Origin of the sequence: Alkalicoccus luteus (assembly GCF_052061695.1) — a bacterium.
GTDB lineage: Bacteria > Bacillota > Bacilli > Bacillales > Salisediminibacteriaceae > Alkalicoccus > Alkalicoccus luteus.
Genome location: NZ_JBPZEY010000001.1, coordinates 309,470 through 326,290, shown reverse-complemented (window position 1 = coordinate 326,290; position 16,821 = coordinate 309,470). Strand labels below are relative to the sequence as shown.

Here is a 16,821-nt window from a genome sequence, read left to right as displayed (position 1 = left end):
ATAAATAAGAGTGCGGGAGGTGACACGGTGCCAAAAGCAATCTGGATTCTGGTAATCGGCATGGCGATTAACATCACCGGGGCATCTTTTATTTGGCCGCTAAATACGATTTATATGTCTCAGGAGCTCGGGCAATCGCTGACGGTAGCTGGATCTGTGCTGACACTGAATGCGATGGCTGGCGTCACAGGAAATTTGATTGGGGGACGTCTCTTCGATCTGATTGGCGGATTTCGAACGATCATCGCCGGTGTACTGATTGCCATGACCGCTGCATTTGGTCTGGCCGTGCTGCACACGTCTCTTACGGCTTACATCATCTGTCTTGTCTTTCTCGGATTTGGCGGGGGAATGATGATACCGTGTATGTATGCCTTAGCAGGATCGGTTTGGCCGGAAGGAGGCAGAAGGCCATTTAATGCGATGTACGTGTCACAAAATGTCGGAGTTGCTCTAGGTTCTGCGCTTGGAGGACTGCTGGCAAGCTTCCGGTTCGACTTTGTGTTTTTTGGAAACGGCGTTTTGTACGTTATTTTTCTTATGCTGGCGATCATCTACATAAGGCAGCTGCAGGGAGGCGGACAGGCAGCCTCTGCGTCCAACGTATTTGAACAGGCTGAAAAACTGGAGCACAAGCGGAGGTTCCGTGCGCTTGCTCTTTTATGTGCCGGCTTTCTTATTTGCTGGATTGCCTACGCGCAGTGGGCGTCTACCATCGCTGCTTACACGCAGGACATTGGCATCGCGCTTCCTTATTACAGCCTGCTGTGGACGATAAACGGCGCGATGATTATTTTTTGCCAGCCATTGATCAAGTTTTTTATCAACCGCTGGGTACATTCGCTGAAAGCCCAGATTTATACCGGTTTATTGATCTTCATGGGTGCATTTTTCCTGCTCTCCCAGACGGATGTTTATACTGGTTTTGTAGCTGCGATGGTTATTTTAACGATTGGTGAAATGTTTGTGTGGCCTGCTGTGCCGACGATTGCCCACCAGCTCGCACCGGAAGGAAAGGCCGGTTTTTATCAAGGAATTGTCAACAGCATTGCGACTGGGGGAAGGCTGATCGGTCCGCTGTTTGGAGGAATCATGGCTGATCTGTTTGGGATGCAGGTGCTGTTTCTTGTTATTACTGCCTTGTTCATCATTCCGTTCGTCATGACGGCCGTATTCGATAAAGGCGTTCCGCACATTCGCTTTACCCGCGACAACGCTTGACACACGCGGGAAGTGGTGCATACAATGGTATCGATACACGTCTATAGACAGTGAAGTCTGGAAGGGCATCGGCAGCCTGCTCCACGACCGCCGGCAAGATGGCCCGGAACTCTTTGGCAGGTAGGCGGCAAAAGCAGATTCTGGTACGCTCCTGTCCCGGCATATACCCCGGGATAAGGAGCTTTTTCTTTCCTATTTACATATATTGAATTTACAGGAGGTTGTTTCGTTGGCATTTCAACACCAGGAAATTGAAGCAAAATGGCAAAAGCACTGGGAGGATAACAAGACGTTTAAAACGTCGGAAGATCCGTCCCGTAAAAAGTTTTATGCACTCGACATGTTCCCGTACCCATCTGGCGCCGGACTTCACGTAGGGCATCCGGAAGGTTATACAGCTACGGATATTCTTTCCCGCATGAAGCGGATGCAGGGATATAACGTACTGCATCCGATGGGGTGGGATGCGTTTGGCCTTCCAGCGGAGCAGTATGCGCTCGACACTGGAAAACATCCCCGCTCTTTTACAGAGCAGAACGTAGATACATTCCGCCGCCAGATTAAGGCGCTCGGCTTTTCCTACGACTGGGACCGGGAAATCAATACAACTCATGAGGATTACTACAAGTGGACGCAGTGGATTTTCATTCAGCTCTACAATAAAGGGCTCGCCTATGTGGACGAAGTACCGGTGAACTGGTGTCCGGCGCTTGGAACCGTGCTTGCAAATGAGGAAGTTATTGATGGCGTAAGCGAGCGCGGCGGCCATCCTGTCGAGCGCCGGCCTATGAAGCAGTGGATGCTTAAAATTACGGAATACGCGGATCGGCTGCTGGAGGACCTGGAGGAGCTGGACTGGCCGGAATCGATTAAGGATATGCAGCGCAACTGGATCGGCCGCTCAGAAGGAGCCGACGTCGATTTTCGCTTGAAAGGAACTGGCAAGGAAATCACTGTTTTTACAACGAGACCGGATACGCTTTACGGTGCCACCTATCTTGTGTTGGCACCGGAGCACAGTCTTGTTGATGAGGTGATGACAGAAGATCAGAAAGAAAAAGTAGAAGCCTACCGCAAAAGCGTGGCGCTGAAAAGTGATTTAGAGCGTACAGAGCTTAATAAAGATAAAACGGGTGTATTTACAGGCGGGTATGCAGAGCATCCGGTTACCGGGGAAGAGGTACCGGTCTGGATTGCCGATTATGTACTGGCAACCTACGGAACAGGAGCGATTATGGCTGTACCGGGCCATGATGAACGTGACTATGAGTTTGCGCAGGAGTTCGGTCTGCCGATCAAGGAAGTGGTGGCCGGCGGTGATTTGTCGAAGGAAGCTTACGCGGATGACGGAGAGCACGTGAACTCCGACTTCCTTAACGGCCTGAATAATGAAGAAGCTATTACCGCTATGTGCGACTGGCTCGAACAGCATAAAAAAGGCAAGCGTCAGATTACGTACCGTCTGCGCGACTGGCTCTTCAGCCGTCAGCGCTATTGGGGCGAGCCGATTCCTGTCATTCACTGGGAGGACGGTTCCATGACGACGGTTCCGGAGGAAGAACTTCCGCTCACCCTTCCGGATATGAATGAGTTTAAGCCTTCAGGCACCGGAGAATCCCCGCTTGCCAACAACGAAGCGTGGCTGCACGTCACAGATTCGGAAACGGGGATGAAAGGACGCCGGGAAACGAATACGATGCCGCAGTGGGCAGGCAGCTGCTGGTACTACCTGCGCTTTATTGATCCGGACAACAACGAACAGCTGGCCGATCCGCAGAAGCTGAAGCAGTGGCTGCCGGTTGACATTTATATCGGCGGAGCTGAGCATGCGGTGCTCCACCTGCTTTACGCGCGTTTCTGGCACAAAGTGCTGTATGACATCGGCGTCGTGCATACGAAGGAGCCGTTCCAAAAACTGTACAACCAAGGCATGATTCTTGGAGAAAATAACGAGAAGATGAGTAAATCCAAAGGAAACGTCGTCAATCCGGACGTTATTATGGATTCTCACGGTGCGGACACCCTGCGTCTCTATGAAATGTTTATGGGGCCGCTCGACGCCTCCATTGCCTGGAGTGAAAACGGACTCGACGGAGCACGCCGCTTCCTCGACCGTGTCTGGAGATTGTTTGTGGAGGACAACCGGCTCCGCGATGTCGTGGTAGATGAACAAAGCAGTGAATCATTAACGAGAGTGTATCACCAGACGGTTAAAAAAGTGACCGAGGATTTTGAAGGGCTGCGCTTTAATACGGGGATTTCCCAGCTGATGGTATTTGTCAACGAAGCGTACAAGCAGGAAAAATTGTCCAGAAGTCACCTGGAAGGCTTCCTCAAGCTGCTTTCGCCGGTAGCACCTCACGTCAGTGAAGAGCTTTGGCACAAGCTTGGTCATGATACGACGATTTCCTATGCTACTTGGCCTGTGTATGACGAGAGCTGGCTCACTGAGGATGAAATTGAAATCGTTGTGCAGGTAAACGGTAAAGTCCGTGCTAAGCTGCAGGTTGCAAAGGATGCTTCGAAGGAAGACCTGGAAAAAGCCGCGTTTGACGACGCACGCATTCAAGAAGAAACAAACGGGAAAACAATTCGCAAAGTAATTGCTGTTCCCGGCAAGCTCGTCAACATTGTGGCAAATTAATAACTAGGATAAAGAGGGCCCTCACGATGCTGTGAGGGCCCTCTTTAAAATGATCCGAACAGTTACATGGAGGCGGCTGCAGTTTCGGCTGCAGCGGAACCGGCCGTGTAGCCTGTGGAGAAGGCAACGGTTATATTATAGCCGCCGGTATAACCATGCAGATCCATGACTTCGCCGCAGAAGAAGAGACCCTGCTGCAGTTTGGATTCCATTCGTTTTGGATATACCTCTTTCACGCTGACACCGCCGCCGGTTACAAATGCTTTTTCGATGGAAAGCGTGCCGTCAGCAGTCAGTGGAAATCGTTTCATGACCGCAGCGAGTTCTCGAAGAGTTTCCTGCGACGTTTCGGATCCGGTAGCGGAGGGCTCGGCACCTGCAAGCAGCATAGCCGGAGGAAGGAGCCTCTCAGGAAGGACACCCTGAAGCGCGTTTTTGACCGCTTTTTTAGGTGCACCTCTGACGATTGTCTGCAGCCGCTGTAATACATCCTCCGCTGATTCTTCTGGGAACAGGTCGATCCATAGGGCAACAGAGCGGACGTCATGCTTTTTCTTCATCTTAATCACGTACTGGCTGCACCGGAGCCCGATTGGACCGGAGATGCCGAAATGGGTAAAAATCATGTCACCGCGGTGCGTTTTCATTGGCTTCTTTTTCTTCGGATCAATGACGCTGAGAGCAACATCACGGAGGGACAGACCCTGCAGTTCTTTTGAGCGGATAAAAGAGTCTGTCAGCGTGATCGGGACCTCTGTCGGATACAGCTCTGTAATGGTATGTCCTGCTTTACGAGCCCAAGGGTAACCGTCCCCGGTCGAACCGGTATGCGGAACGGACATACCGCCTGCGGCAACGATAACCGCTCCTGCTTCAAGCAGCTTACCGTCCGCCGTTTCTACTGATCTCACCCGGCCATCTTCAAAGTGAAGATCGCGCACTTCTGTTTTCGTGCGGATTTCCACCTTATGCCGGCGGATATGGTCGAGCAGCGCCCGAACGACGTCAATTGCTTTATCGTTAACAGGAAACATGCGGCCGTTGTCTTCTTCCTTCAGTTCGATTCCGAGTGACTCAAAAAATGCGATGATATTCTCGTTATTAAAAACCGCGAACGGACTGTACATGAACCGGCCATTACCGGGGATATGCCGGATCAGTTCTTCTGCATCAACGCGGTTCGTTACGTTGCAGCGCCCTCCGCCCGAAATTGCGAGCTTCCGTCCCAGCTTATTTCCTTTATCGAGCAGGAGCACCCGGGCGCCATGCTCTGCCGCTGCTGCAGAAGCCATAAGGCCAGCCGGACCTCCTCCAATAACAATTACATCGTGCATACATCATGCTCCTTTACGTTCAATCTCAACTGATTGTAAGGCAGCGTGACCGAAAACACAACCGCATGGATGTGGAGCAGAAGCGAACGCTTTAGCAAGCTGGCAAGTGAATGAAGCTCCTAACAAAGCAGATAAGTTGATTCAACTAGTGTATATCCCTATAATCGGGGATATGAGAAGATTATTTCTGCTGAGCAGGACTGAGAAGAGGTCAACCTGCGGAATTGTATCGATTTTTCGCAAAAACGCTGTTTTATTTACATGGCGGATGTGCTACACTGCTCTGTGGAGATAATAAATAAAGATAGATCACTTAGGAATCGGGAGGAGGATGTCACATGTTGACAAGCCTTAAAACAATAATTTCACAGAAGCGTGCCGTATGGATGCAGGAAACCCAGGAGCGAATCGAGCAGTTTGCGCAGTTTGAACAAAAACGATCTCTGGAGGAATTGGAGCGTTCCCAGTCCCAGCAGTTTATTTTAAATCAGGAAGTTGGACGGTACCTTAAAACCGTTCATCCGACATTTTTATTGAAGCCGGAAGTGCACCGTGCTCTTCTGAATCTGCTTTATGCCCGGGCAGAGGGAAGATTCAGCATGAGCATTTCTATGACAGAGGAAATGCGGAAAGCCTACTCGTTCTATCATAACGAGCTGAAAATATTTATTACCCTTCTGGAACGTCGTGGCTTTCAAATCGAAGGGCAGGAAGAGCTGTTTCTGCAGACGTTCTTAACAAAGCTTCGGGAAAATAATTTCCGCCGTCTGCTGGACGTATACGGTGACTTTATTCCGGAAGAAGCACCAATTACAGAAGCGTTTGCACGTTATGTCGATACGGTAGATGCCTCCAGTAAGTATGAGAGCGGTCACCTTGATTTCTTCGCAACGTATTTGAACCACAAGAACATTGCTGACTTTACGTGGACGAAGGGCCGGCTGAAGCGCAAGCTGAAGCAGTTCGACAAAGCGAGCCGCGAAGAAAATAAGCTGAAGCAGCTGGAACGAAAGCTGCAGAACATCAGCTGATCAACAAAGCCTGCAGCCGTACAGACGGTTTGCAGGCTTTTTCATGACAGGATTTGTCGCTCTTCCGTCAGATAGCGGCGAATTTCGTATGTACAGGAACTGCCGGACTGTTCGAAAAAATCATAGGGATACGTATTCCATTTTCTGTGCTCCTTTATGTTACGATAATAGCAGCGAAACAGGAGAGGATGACAGCTATGGGCAGTTCTATATTGTTTATCGGCGCCGGACGAATGGCAGAAGCCGTCATTGCCGGTATTGCAGCGGACGATGGATCTCCGTTCGACCGGATAACGGTCGCAAATAAGTCGAATCAGGAAAAACGGGAGAGGCTTGCTGCTGACTACGGCGTTCATACGACCGACGACTGGCTGCAAGTGATGCAGCACCATGATGTCATTGTGCTGGCTGCGCCGCCGTCCGCACATGGAGATTTGCTTGATGCTGTAGCCCCGCTGTGGAAAGGGCAGCTGATTGTCACGCTCGCAGCTGGTATTGATCCGGATTTTATGGAAGCAAGGCTTCCGGCAGAGGCACCAGTTTGCTGGATCATGCCGAATACTGCAGCCCAAATTGGAGAATCGATGTCGACATTTGTTTGCGGACGTGCTGTAACATCGACTCATCGGCCGCTGATTGAAGGACTGCTTCATGCAATTGGACCGGCAGAAGAATTGACGGCCAGGCAGGTGCACGAGCTGACGGCTGTGACAGGCAGTGCTCCAGCTTTTATGTATTACATTGCCTCATCGCTCCAGGAAGCGGCCGCAGCCTCCGGAATCTCGCAGGAGCAGGCGCAGCGGCTTGTGGTGCAGATGATGAAAGGCTCAGCTGCGATGCTTGCTTCCGGGAAAGATCCAAAAGAATTGATTGAACAGGTTGCATCACCAGGCGGCTCCACAGCTGAGGGGCTGCACGTGCTTGAAACGTATGACGTAGACCGAATTATGAAACAGGCGGTAGCAGCAGTAAACCGTCACGCAGGAGGGAATACGTAATATGCTGAAAACACTTGAGGTAACAACATCATCAAGGGATGAAATCGTAGACCTGACAAACCGGGTGCAGCAGGTGATTAATGAATCGGGCATTAAAGATGGGCTCGTGTACATTCAATCGGCTCACACGACAGCAGGAATCACGGTAAATGAGAACGCCGATCCGGATGTAAAGAAAGATATGCTGAACCGGTTCAATGACGTGTACCCGTGGGACCATCCGCAGGACCGGCATATGGAGGGAAATACGGCGTCTCATTTGAAAGTATCGACAGTAGGCACGCTGCAGACGCTGATTGTCCACGAAGGCAGGCTTCTGCTTGGAACTTGGCAAGGAATTTATTTTTGTGAATTTGACGGCCCGCGTAAGAGAAACGTTCATGTGAAAGTCTCAGCAGGCTGATTAACAGGCAGGAGAGAAGGTCATTATGTCAGATCAACAGCTGATCCGGGGAACGATGGTGCTGACCGCAGGCATTTTCTTAACGAAGTTTCTCGGATTTATTTACATATTCCCATTCACGTATCTTGTAGGTCACCAGGGGCTTGCACTGTATGCATACGGGTACTTGCCGTATACTGTGCTGCTCAGCCTTGCGACGCTCGGCATACCGCTTGCGGTGTCCAAATTCGTTTCAAAATACAATTCGCTCGGTGATTATCACACCGGACAACGGCTGTTAAAGTCAGGATTGATCGTCATGGGCGTCACCGGCTTTATCGCCTTTCTTGTCCTGTTTTTTTCTGCAGAGGTCATTGCGAACCGAGTGCTTGACCCGGATAACCTGGAAGGAAATACAGTAGCAGACGCTGTTTTCACGATTCGCATGGTCAGCGCGGCCCTGATTGTCGTGCCGCTTATGGCCATCATTCGCGGATTTTTCCAAGGAAACCAGTCTATGGGGCCGACAGCCGTTTCGCAGGTAATTGAACAAATTGTCCGGATTGTCTTTATTCTGGTCCTTACGTACTTGATTTTGTATACATTTGACGGGCAGCTGGGCACCGCAATCGGCTTTGCCGTTTTTGGTGCCTTTGCCGGAGCGCTCGGCGGACTTGCTGTTCTGCTCTGGTATTGGAAAAAGCGGTATGCCGGATTGCAGGAAATGGTCAGCCGCAGTACGGTTGATCATCAGCTGCCGCTCGGAAAAATGTACCGGGAACTGCTCAGATATGCACTGCCGCTGTCCTTCGTAGGTCTTGCCATTCCGCTGTACCAGATGATTGACCTATGGACATTTAATCCGGCGATGATGGCAGCTGGCTACACGGATACACAGGCAGAAACCTTTTTTGCGTCCTTTACGCAAACGTCCCATAAGCTGATTATGATTCCGGTGTCGCTTGCTACGGCCATGTCGCTTACGATTCTGCCGACGATTACAGCGGCGTACACCCAGAACGATACCGAAAAGCTGCAGCGGACGATTACACAGACCTATCAGATCATTTTGTTTTTGACAGTGCCGGCAGCGGCTGGCCTGATGGTGCTCGCAGTGCCGGCATATGGCGCTTTGTTTGCTGAAGAAGTAACGGCGGGCGCGTCTATTTTACGCAACTATGCACCGGTTGCCGTCTTTTTTGCTGTGTTTGCCGTAACGGCTTCCCTGCTGCAGGGAATGGAGAAGCAGCGGATGGCTGTCGTGTCACTTGCTGCAGGTCTTTTGTTTAAGGTCGCGTTTAACAGCTTATTTATCGGCTGGTTTGGTCCGGAAGGCGGCGTTTACGCTACATTTGGAGGATATCTGCTGTCGGTTTGTATCAATATTTGGGCGATCGGCTACTATGCTGATTTTGATTACCGGCTTGTACGTAAACGATTCATGCAAGTAGGAGTTTACTCGCTGATTATGGTGCTTGTCACCTGGTATATTTCCTTTGGTCTGCAGCGAATTTGGCCGGTCACTAGCCAGGGGAACGGTCTGCTCGTCCTTGGAATCTCGGTTACAGCAGGCGTCATCGTTTATTTAAATCTGGCGTTTCGGTCAGGTCTTGCCGGAAAGGTTCTCGGCCACCGGTTTTCCATGCTGAATAAATAGCAGAACCGGAAGCAGACGAACCGAACCTGTTCAATCCTTAAAAAATCTGCTTATAACAAAGCAGTGCCGAAGATCATTTGTTGATCTTCGGCACTGGTTGATTGTTAATTTTGCACGGATTCCTGCGGGGTTTCGCCAGGGACCCATGCTTCTGCCCACGCCTGAATTTCATCAAGAGCGGATTCTAACGCTCTTCCTTTGTCCGTGAGAGTATACTCTATACGCACCGGTGTTTCCGGGTAGACGTGACGTTTGACGATACCGATCTCTTCCAGCTGCTTCAGCCGGTCGACGAGCATTTTGTCGCTCATATTGGGAATGTTAGAAGAAATATCGCGGAACCGTGCCGGTCCATGCAGAAGCACACGGATAATCAAGCCGTTCCAGCGTTTGCCGAGAAGTTGAAAAGCCGATTCGAACTTTGGGCACATCGCTAACTCTTCCATGTAGGTTCACCTCTCTTTATATGCTGATGCATATACCTAAACAGTTGTTTGTCTATTATAACACAATATATCCGATTTGCGGAATAGAACGCCAACAATGAACTTTTTTAAAGAAACAAACTTTTGTTTAATAGCTGGAGGTGGATAACAAGTGAGAGCGTCCGCTGACAGCAGTATGGAGGGAATGCGTTCTTCGGTCTTTGCTAAAAACCGGTTCAGCTGCACCTGCGATGAAGGTTGAAAGCGCAACGCATTATGAGATTTCCTCTTTCCCTGCCAAAGTACCTTTCAGGGGTAGGGGGCATCTGCTATAATGGGAGCATTGGACAATAGGGTGCAGAAGGGGGGCGGAACGGTGGAGGAAAGCAAATCGAAGCTTTACATAGACTGGTATTTGATCACAGCGGTCGTCGTTATGACAGCGTTTGGACTGATTATGGTGTACAGTGCAAGCTTCGTGCAGGGATATCAAAATTACGGCGATGTCACATACTTTTTTGATCGGCATTTGATCTGGGTTGTGCTCGGAGGTCTCGGGTTCCTTTTTTTTATGTTCTTTCCATACCGTCATTTCAGACGTCTCGTTCCGCTTATTCTGCTGGCGTCTGTGGCGATGCTGATCCTTGTTGCCCTTCCGGGAGTCGGTCATACGGTGAACGGAGCAACGCGCTGGATTGCAATCGGAGGCTTTACGATCCAGCCGTCTGAATTCGTAAAGCTTGGCATGATTATTTATCTGGCATATATTTATTCACGCAAACAATCATATATCCATGACTTTAAAAGCGGTCTTTTTCCGCCGCTTTTGATTACAGCGGGTGTGTTTATTTTAATCATGATGCAGCCGGATCTCGGTACCGGCACGTCAATTGTGCTCGTTGCAGGGCTGATCGCGTTTTATTCCGGAGCCCGCTTTTTTCACATGATATCGCTTGGTGCGCTTGCTGGCGCTGGTCTTTATTATTATGCCAGCTCTGCCGAATACCGGATGAACCGGATCACTGGATTTGTCAATGCGTTTGAACTGGAGCAGTCAGACGGCTTTCAGCTGGTGCAGTCGTATATTGCGATTGCGCACGGAGGACTAACCGGGGCTGGATTTGGTCAAAGCGTCCAGAAGCTGTTTTATTTACCGGAGGCTCATACGGATTTTATTCTCGCCATCGTCAGTGAAGAGCTCGGCTTTTTAGGGGTGCTGCTGGCACTTGGCGGCGTGGCGTTCATTATTGGACGCGGCTTTCTCATCGGTGTTCGCTGCCGGGATACGTTCGGCAGTCTGCTCGCATTTGGTATTGTCTCACAGCTTGCTATACAGGTGATCTTCAACTCTGGTGCCGTCAGCGGTTTTCTGCCAATTACAGGAATACCGTTCCCGTTTTTAAGCTATGGCGGTTCATCGCTTCTCGTTACCCTTGCCGGAATTGGAATTCTCGCAAATATATCGAGAAAAACGGAAAAAGAACGGGAGAGTTATGCTTCTGATAATAAGGAAATGCACGACGAAGGGACGTTCGAAAGGACCTCTGTTTCCCGGGGCGTGTAAGAGGGTGGAACTATGCAGGAACGAAAAAGTCCGTTTCAACAGCTGGACTATACATTATTATTCTTTTTATTTGTACTGATGTGCATCAGTCTCGTCGCGATTTACAGCGCTGCGACATCCGGACAGTACGGCGTGGCACCGTCGTATTTCGTCCAGCGTCAGATTCTCTGGTTCTCTGTCGGAACAGTGCTTCTGATTTCAGCGATGGTGATCGATTACGATCTGTTTAAGCATCTTTCAATTCCGCTTTATGCCGTGAGCATGATTTTACTCGTTGCCACCCACTTGTTCGGCATCGAAGTAAACGGTGCCCAGCGCTGGCTTGGCATTCCGGGTGTGTTTACGTTTCAGCCGTCGGAGTTCGTAAAGATTTTTATTCTGATTTCTCTGGCGCATCTGCTGTTTACCATTACGCGGTCGCCGCGTCCTAAAACATTCAAATCGGACGTGATTGTCGTTTCCAAAATACTGGGAGTCGGCCTGCCGCCGTTTGCTTTTATTTTAATTCAGCCGGACCTTGGAACGGCGCTCGTTATCCTGGCGATGATTGCAATCATGATTTTAATGGCAGGGGTAACTTTCCGAATGATTGGACTGCTCGTGACGATGGCGCTTTCTGCAGTCGCCGGACTTGTCTGGCTCCACAACAATGCGTTTGAACTGTTCACGCAGGTCATCCGGCCTCACCAGCTGTCACGTATTTATGCGTGGCTGGACCCTACTGCGAACATCGGCGGGGAAGGCTATCAGCTGTATCATGCACTGCAGGGGATCGGAGCCGGACAACTGTACGGGAGCGGATTCACGCAGGGAGTGAAATCTCAAAGCGGTGTTATTCCAGAGCTGCACACGGACTTCATTTTCACGGTGATCGCAGAGGAGTTCGGATTCATCGGAGCCACGGTGCTGATGGTTATCTACTTCCTGCTGCTGTACCGAATGGTGCTGATTGCATTTACGTGTAACAATTCATTTGGCACGTATTTGACGGCAGGGGTTGTTGGACTGCTCGTTTTCCAGATTTTCCAGAACGTTGGCATGACTATTGGTGTTGTGCCGATCACAGGTCTCGCACTGCCGTTTATCAGCTACGGAGGAAGTGCCCTGGTCACGAATATGCTGGCGATCGGAATCGTGTTGAACGTCAACATACGAACGAAGCATTACATGTTTGGCGAAGAAGAATAACGAAAGATAAAGGCTTCGGGACTCTCCCTGAAGCCTTTATCTAATCGTATGTAAATAAGGAGGTCATGATCATGAGAGCAGATAAACTGCTTGCTGATTTGGGATACGGGTCCAGAAAAGACGTAAAAAAACTGTTTAGGGAAAAGGCGCTGACTGCCGACGGTGAAGTGGTGCCAAGCGGAAAAACACATGTCTATCCGGATGAGCAGAAGCTTGAAGTGTTTGGGGAACCAGTCATCTATAGAACACACATCTATTTAATGATGAATAAGCCGGACGGACTTTTGTCTGCGACTGAAGATGCTGTTCAGGAAACGGTCGTAGATATTTTGGAACCGGAAGACCAGCTGTTTGAGCCATTTCCGATCGGCAGGCTGGATAAGGATACGACGGGTCTGCTGCTGCTGACGAACGATGGAAAGCTGGCGCACCGGCTGACCTCGCCAAAGCACAAGGTGGATAAAGAGTATCGTGTTCATTTAGCACGTCCGCTTTCAGCAGAGGGAGAACAGCGATTAAAGGAAGGAATGACGCTTGAGGACGGCTTGGAAACGAAGCCGGCACAGGTCAGCCATACCGACGATCCGCTTGTCATATTCCTGACGATTCAAGAAGGGAAATATCATCAAGTAAAACGGATGATCGCAGCCTGCGGAAGCCATGTCGCAGAGCTGGAGCGGATCAGAATGGGACCGCTCGTATTGGATGAAGACTTGAAACGAGGCGAATACAGGGAGCTTACCGAGCAGGAGCTGGCCAGGCTGATGAAGCAGAGGTAAACAAAAAAAGAAGCTGCGTCCGTAAAACGCTGCTTCAAGTGATTTGTTCTCAAGATACTTTTGTTTTCTTGCCGGTTGTCGTCCAGACACCCCGTTCAAGCGTGGTGACCAGACCATTATATTCCAGCACGTTTAAGTCGCGCTGAATGGTTCGTTCAGTCGTTCCGAACTCTTCCGTGAGCTCTTTCGTCGTCACGTTTCCTTTCTGATTAATGTAGAGATACACAGATTTAATGCGAGTTAACATACGATCGGTTGACGGCTTCAAAAAACCACTCCTTCAAGTTTGTTACTCCAGTGTAAATCGCTGAAACATCAAGCGCAGAAAGACCAGGAAGGGCTTCTACACGCTCACATCAACTCGTTTTCCGGCGTAAGGATGAGGAGCCTCCTGTACGGCGGAATCCAGTGCCTGAAGCATGTTTATGCTCTGTGCGGCCTGGGTGGACAGCGCGCTCTGCATGAGGCTGAGGCTCACAGTATGCTGGAGCTGCCTGGCCTGAGCGTTCATCATGGAACTAATATCCAATCGCTTTCCCCTCCTTTGCACTAATTTTACCTAAAGTGACGTGTTACGTAAAGCGAATTGAATGTAAAATTCGTAAAACTTTCGTAAACCGGACGTGAAACGTTCGGTTTTTATAGTGGGAATACCGCGATAGTTGACGTATACTGGTAATCGTCATGCAAAATACATAGAAAGTCAGGGATGTTGAAATGAAACAGCGTAATCCGGTTTTTTACATGAAGGGCTATTTTTTCTTCATTTACTTTGGATTTGGCGGGCTGTTCCCGCTGCTTACGGTCTATCTGCAGGATGAGGTACAGCTGAGTGGGGCACAGATTGGCGTCATCACCTCCATCGGTCCAATCGTCATGATCCTGATTCAGCCGCTGTGGGGGATGCTTAGTGATTATACGAAGCGGCCCAAGCTGCTGTTGACTGTCGCTTCAGTCGGAGCAGGGGTTTCCGGCTTCACGTATTTATTCGCACAGGAATATATCTATTTTGTCCTTACAGCTTCTTTGATTGCCTTGTTTCAAAGCGCACTGATTCCACTCTCCGACAGTATCGCCATGAACTATACGAAACGTGAAGGCGGCGATTACGGGAAAATTCGGATGTGGGGAGCAGTCGGGTTTGCTGTTGCTGTATGGATCATGGGAAACGCGTCTGATCTGATCGGTCTGGAAGTCATCTTTTACGGCTTTGCTGCCGTATTATTTGCAGGTGCCCTCTTTTCCCGCCATATGCCGAATGAGGCCGGCTCCACGGTCGTCGATGTCCGCGGAGGCATGAAGCGGCTGATGAAGGTGAGAGGGTTCCCGTTGTTTTTAGTGATTACATTTCTCGTCTACGGACCGATAATGGCAAACAACTTTTACTTTGGGGTGCTGATTCAGTTTGCCGGAGGAACGCTTGCCGGTGTAGGCTTCGCCTTTTTACTGGCGGCAGGGAGCGAGGTGCCGTTTATGCGGTGGGCTGGAGCCTGGATTCAACGGCGCGGCATCTTAACGATTCTCTTTGCAGCAGCGTTTGTTTCCGGCGTCCGGTGGATCTTTTATTCTTTCGAACCGGATCCTGTCTGGATTTATGCGACAACCATCATGCAAGGTTTCAGCATTGGTCTCTTCGTGCCGGCAGCGCTTCAGTACGTGACGGAAATTGCCCCCGCAGAGGTCAAAGCGACAGCAGTGTCTGTGTACGCAGCTGTCGGTAACGGCGTCGGCGCCTTTTTCTTCAGCATGTCAGCAGGTCTGCTTATCGATCTGCACTCGATTCTTGCCGTTTACTTATTTTACGGAGTCATGACGTTGATTGGTGCTTTTCTGCTGTTTGTGCTTGCCTCGCGACAGCCTCACATCGTAAAAAAAGAAAGCGGCTGATTCAGTACGTAAAAAGAACCCGTTACAGCATGTAAGCTGTGACGGGTTCTTTTTTGCTGATTAGCTTAATCGAACTGAAACAGATCCGTACTCAAGTAGCGTTCACCCGTATCGCAGGCAATCGCAACAACGACATCGTCCGGACCAAATTTCTTGGCTGTTTCCATTGCTGCATAGCACGCTGCGCCGGAGGAGGGGCCTACAAGTATGCCTTCTTCTCTTGCCAGCCCTCTGGCAGCCTCGTATGCATCCTCATCGGATATCTGGTGAATTTTCCCGTACACCTCTTCGTTTAAGATAGGGGGAATAAAGCCGGGAGACGTTCCGACAAGTTTGTGCGGGCCAGGTTTTCCGCCAGATAGCACGGGGGACCCTTTTGGTTCGACCACGTGAATTTCAACGTCCGGATAGGAGTTGCGAAGCTCTTCACCTGTGCCTGTTATCGTTCCGCCAGTACCGGAAGTAGCGACAAAAGCGGCAAACTGTCCGTCAATCTGCTTCATCGCTTCCTTAATTTCCAATGCGGTCGTTTTTCGGTGAGCATCCGGGTTAGCACCGTTTTCAAACTGCATTGGCATAAAGCCGTTCGGGATTTCTTCTGTCAGCTGCCGCGCCTTCTCAATGGCACCCGGCATTTTTTTGTCGCCCGGTGTTAGCACCACTTCGGCACCGTAAGCTTTCAGCAGGTTAATCCGCTCCTGGGACATCGTATCCGGCATCGTTAAAATCGCACGATAGCCTTTCGCAGCAGCATTCATCGCCAGTCCGATCCCGGTGTTGCCTGATGTTGGTTCAATGATAACCGAATCAGGGTGCAGAATACCGTCTTTTTCTGCCTGTTCAATCATATTGGAGGCGGCTCTGTCTTTGACGCTGCCGCTTGGATTCATAAACTCAAGCTTCAAGTATACCTGTGCTCCATTTTTATCGGGAAGCCGCTGAAGCTTTACTAAGGGGGTATCCCCGATCAGTTCATCCATGTAATTGACTACTCTGCTCAATCCGGTTCATCCTCTCTAAAACGAAGTATGTTTATCTGTATGCTTCCTTTATCAGTATAGCACAGCCATTCAACAGGATAAACGCGGCTGTTTGTCTCATGTTTTTGCAAGTCGGCAGAAAGGAATAGATAGGCAGAGGAAGAAGAAAGAGGTGAAACTCATGTCAGCACATTATTTTCTGGGATTTTCTGCCGATATAAGGATCAGGGATAAAGCTGTGCAGATGCAGGAGGAACTGAACGCTTCTGATTATTTTCGTCATCTAACTGGTCCAGAGGATTTTCATGTGACGCTTCTGTTTCTCGGAGGCTGGGAACAAAGGAAGCGTGAGAAGCTGTGGAAACGGTTGGAAGACAAGCAGCTTCCAGCCTTTACGTTATCCTTCAGGCGCTATGCCATATTTGGTAAAGCAGAAAGACCGCGTGTTCTCTTTCTCAGACCGGACCCGGAGCCGATTTTGGCAGACATGTATCAGACTGTTATTCAGGAAGCATCACAGCTTGATTTTCCAGTTCCCGGAAGAGGCTATCATCCGCATCTTACACTCGCTAAAAAAGCTGGAAGCGTCCCCTTTCCAGAGCCGGTTTACGGCGAGATGGAACAGGTGGCGATGCCCGTTACGGAGCTGACTCTTTACCAGGTCCGCCCCGGAAGCAAACCGAGATATTACGCTGAAACAACGATGACATTATGCGGGAGGAGTTAAGCAG

16 protein-coding genes are annotated in these 16,821 nt (G+C 49.9%); 11 read left to right on the top strand and 5 right to left on the bottom strand.

All coding sequences use genetic code 11. The features are described from left to right. Positions 1 to 27 precede the first annotated feature (27 nt). Positions 28 to 1,221: an MDR family MFS transporter gene (locus ACSZLD_RS01625; protein WP_444684044.1), complete on the top strand. Its 1,194-nt coding sequence runs from the start codon at positions 28 to 30 to the stop codon at positions 1,219 to 1,221. Between the two features lie 229 nt (positions 1,222 to 1,450). Next, positions 1,451 to 3,865: a leucine--tRNA ligase gene (gene leuS / locus ACSZLD_RS01620; RefSeq protein WP_444684043.1), complete on the top strand. Its 2,415-nt coding sequence runs from the start codon at positions 1,451 to 1,453 to the stop codon at positions 3,863 to 3,865. 62 nt (positions 3,866 to 3,927) lie between these two features. On the opposite strand, the gene ACSZLD_RS01615 is transcribed toward leuS, so the two are convergent. Continuing rightward, a complete protein-coding gene (locus ACSZLD_RS01615) occupies positions 3,928 to 5,199 on the bottom strand; it encodes a BaiN/RdsA family NAD(P)/FAD-dependent oxidoreductase (RefSeq protein WP_444684042.1) in 1,272 nt (423 codons plus the stop codon). A gap of 338 nt (positions 5,200 to 5,537) precedes the next feature. Between ACSZLD_RS01615 and ACSZLD_RS01610 the strand changes: the two genes are divergently transcribed. The 4 genes from ACSZLD_RS01610 (at position 5,538) to ACSZLD_RS01595 (ending at position 9,267) form a co-directional block, all read left to right on the top strand. Next, positions 5,538 to 6,230, top strand: a complete 693-nt coding sequence (locus tag ACSZLD_RS01610) for a hypothetical protein (RefSeq protein ID WP_444684041.1) — start codon at positions 5,538 to 5,540, stop codon at positions 6,228 to 6,230. A 197-nt stretch (positions 6,231 to 6,427) separates the two neighbouring features. Beyond that, positions 6,428 to 7,228 carry a pyrroline-5-carboxylate reductase gene (gene proC, locus ACSZLD_RS01605; RefSeq protein WP_444684040.1) on the top strand — a complete coding sequence of 267 codons (801 nt, stop codon included), beginning with the start codon at positions 6,428 to 6,430 and terminating at the stop codon, positions 7,226 to 7,228. A gap of 1 nt (position 7,229) precedes the next feature. After that, on the top strand, positions 7,230 to 7,631 hold the full coding sequence (locus ACSZLD_RS01600; protein ID WP_377910204.1) for a secondary thiamine-phosphate synthase enzyme YjbQ: 402 nt from the start codon (positions 7,230 to 7,232) through the stop codon (positions 7,629 to 7,631). 25 nt (positions 7,632 to 7,656) lie between these two features. Continuing rightward, positions 7,657 to 9,267 carry a putative polysaccharide biosynthesis protein gene (locus ACSZLD_RS01595; RefSeq protein WP_377910203.1) on the top strand — a complete coding sequence of 537 codons (1,611 nt, stop codon included), beginning with the start codon at positions 7,657 to 7,659 and terminating at the stop codon, positions 9,265 to 9,267. Positions 9,268 to 9,371: 104 nt separating this feature from the next. On the opposite strand, the gene ACSZLD_RS01590 is transcribed toward ACSZLD_RS01595, so the two are convergent. After that, positions 9,372 to 9,713 carry a winged helix-turn-helix transcriptional regulator gene (locus tag ACSZLD_RS01590; protein ID WP_377910202.1) on the bottom strand — a complete coding sequence of 114 codons (342 nt, stop codon included), beginning with the start codon at positions 9,711 to 9,713 and terminating at the stop codon, positions 9,372 to 9,374. 313 nt (positions 9,714 to 10,026) lie between these two features. Here ACSZLD_RS01590 and ftsW point away from each other — a divergent pair, with 313 nt between their 5' ends. The 3 genes from ftsW to ACSZLD_RS01575 all read left to right on the top strand — a co-directional run bounded on the left by ftsW (position 10,027) and on the right by ACSZLD_RS01575 (position 13,223). Continuing rightward, on the top strand, positions 10,027 to 11,256 hold the full coding sequence (gene ftsW / locus ACSZLD_RS01585; RefSeq protein ID WP_377910201.1) for a putative lipid II flippase FtsW: 1,230 nt from the start codon (positions 10,027 to 10,029) through the stop codon (positions 11,254 to 11,256). A gap of 12 nt (positions 11,257 to 11,268) precedes the next feature. Next, on the top strand, positions 11,269 to 12,444 hold the full coding sequence (gene rodA, locus ACSZLD_RS01580) for a rod shape-determining protein RodA (RefSeq protein WP_377910200.1): 1,176 nt from the start codon (positions 11,269 to 11,271) through the stop codon (positions 12,442 to 12,444). 71 nt (positions 12,445 to 12,515) lie between these two features. Next, positions 12,516 to 13,223, top strand: a complete 708-nt coding sequence (locus tag ACSZLD_RS01575; RefSeq protein WP_444684039.1) for a pseudouridine synthase — start codon at positions 12,516 to 12,518, stop codon at positions 13,221 to 13,223. Positions 13,224 to 13,272: 49 nt separating this feature from the next. Here ACSZLD_RS01575 and ACSZLD_RS01570 read toward each other — a convergent pair whose 3' ends face one another. Beyond that, positions 13,273 to 13,491, bottom strand: coding sequence for a DeoR family transcriptional regulator (locus ACSZLD_RS01570; protein WP_168005232.1), 219 nt, complete (start codon positions 13,489 to 13,491; stop codon positions 13,273 to 13,275). Between the two features lie 75 nt (positions 13,492 to 13,566). Continuing rightward, positions 13,567 to 13,752 carry a putative motility protein gene (locus ACSZLD_RS01565; RefSeq protein ID WP_377910198.1) on the bottom strand — a complete coding sequence of 62 codons (186 nt, stop codon included), beginning with the start codon at positions 13,750 to 13,752 and terminating at the stop codon, positions 13,567 to 13,569. Between the two features lie 188 nt (positions 13,753 to 13,940). Between ACSZLD_RS01565 and ACSZLD_RS01560 the strand changes: the two genes are divergently transcribed. Further along, the gene (locus ACSZLD_RS01560; RefSeq protein ID WP_377910197.1) at positions 13,941 to 15,110 is read left to right on the top strand and encodes an MFS transporter; all 1,170 of its coding nucleotides are present in this window, start codon (positions 13,941 to 13,943) and stop codon (positions 15,108 to 15,110) included. Positions 15,111 to 15,175: 65 nt separating this feature from the next. Here the strand turns inward: ACSZLD_RS01560 and cysK are convergent, their stop codons facing one another. Next, positions 15,176 to 16,090 (bottom strand): cysteine synthase A, encoded by a 915-nt coding sequence (cysK, locus tag ACSZLD_RS01555; RefSeq protein WP_444684110.1) that lies wholly within the window; start codon positions 16,088 to 16,090, stop codon positions 15,176 to 15,178. A gap of 181 nt (positions 16,091 to 16,271) precedes the next feature. Here cysK and thpR point away from each other — a divergent pair, with 181 nt between their 5' ends. Next, positions 16,272 to 16,817: an RNA 2',3'-cyclic phosphodiesterase gene (gene thpR / locus ACSZLD_RS01550; protein ID WP_444684038.1), complete on the top strand. Its 546-nt coding sequence runs from the start codon at positions 16,272 to 16,274 to the stop codon at positions 16,815 to 16,817. The last annotated feature ends 4 nt before the right edge of the window (positions 16,818 to 16,821 follow it).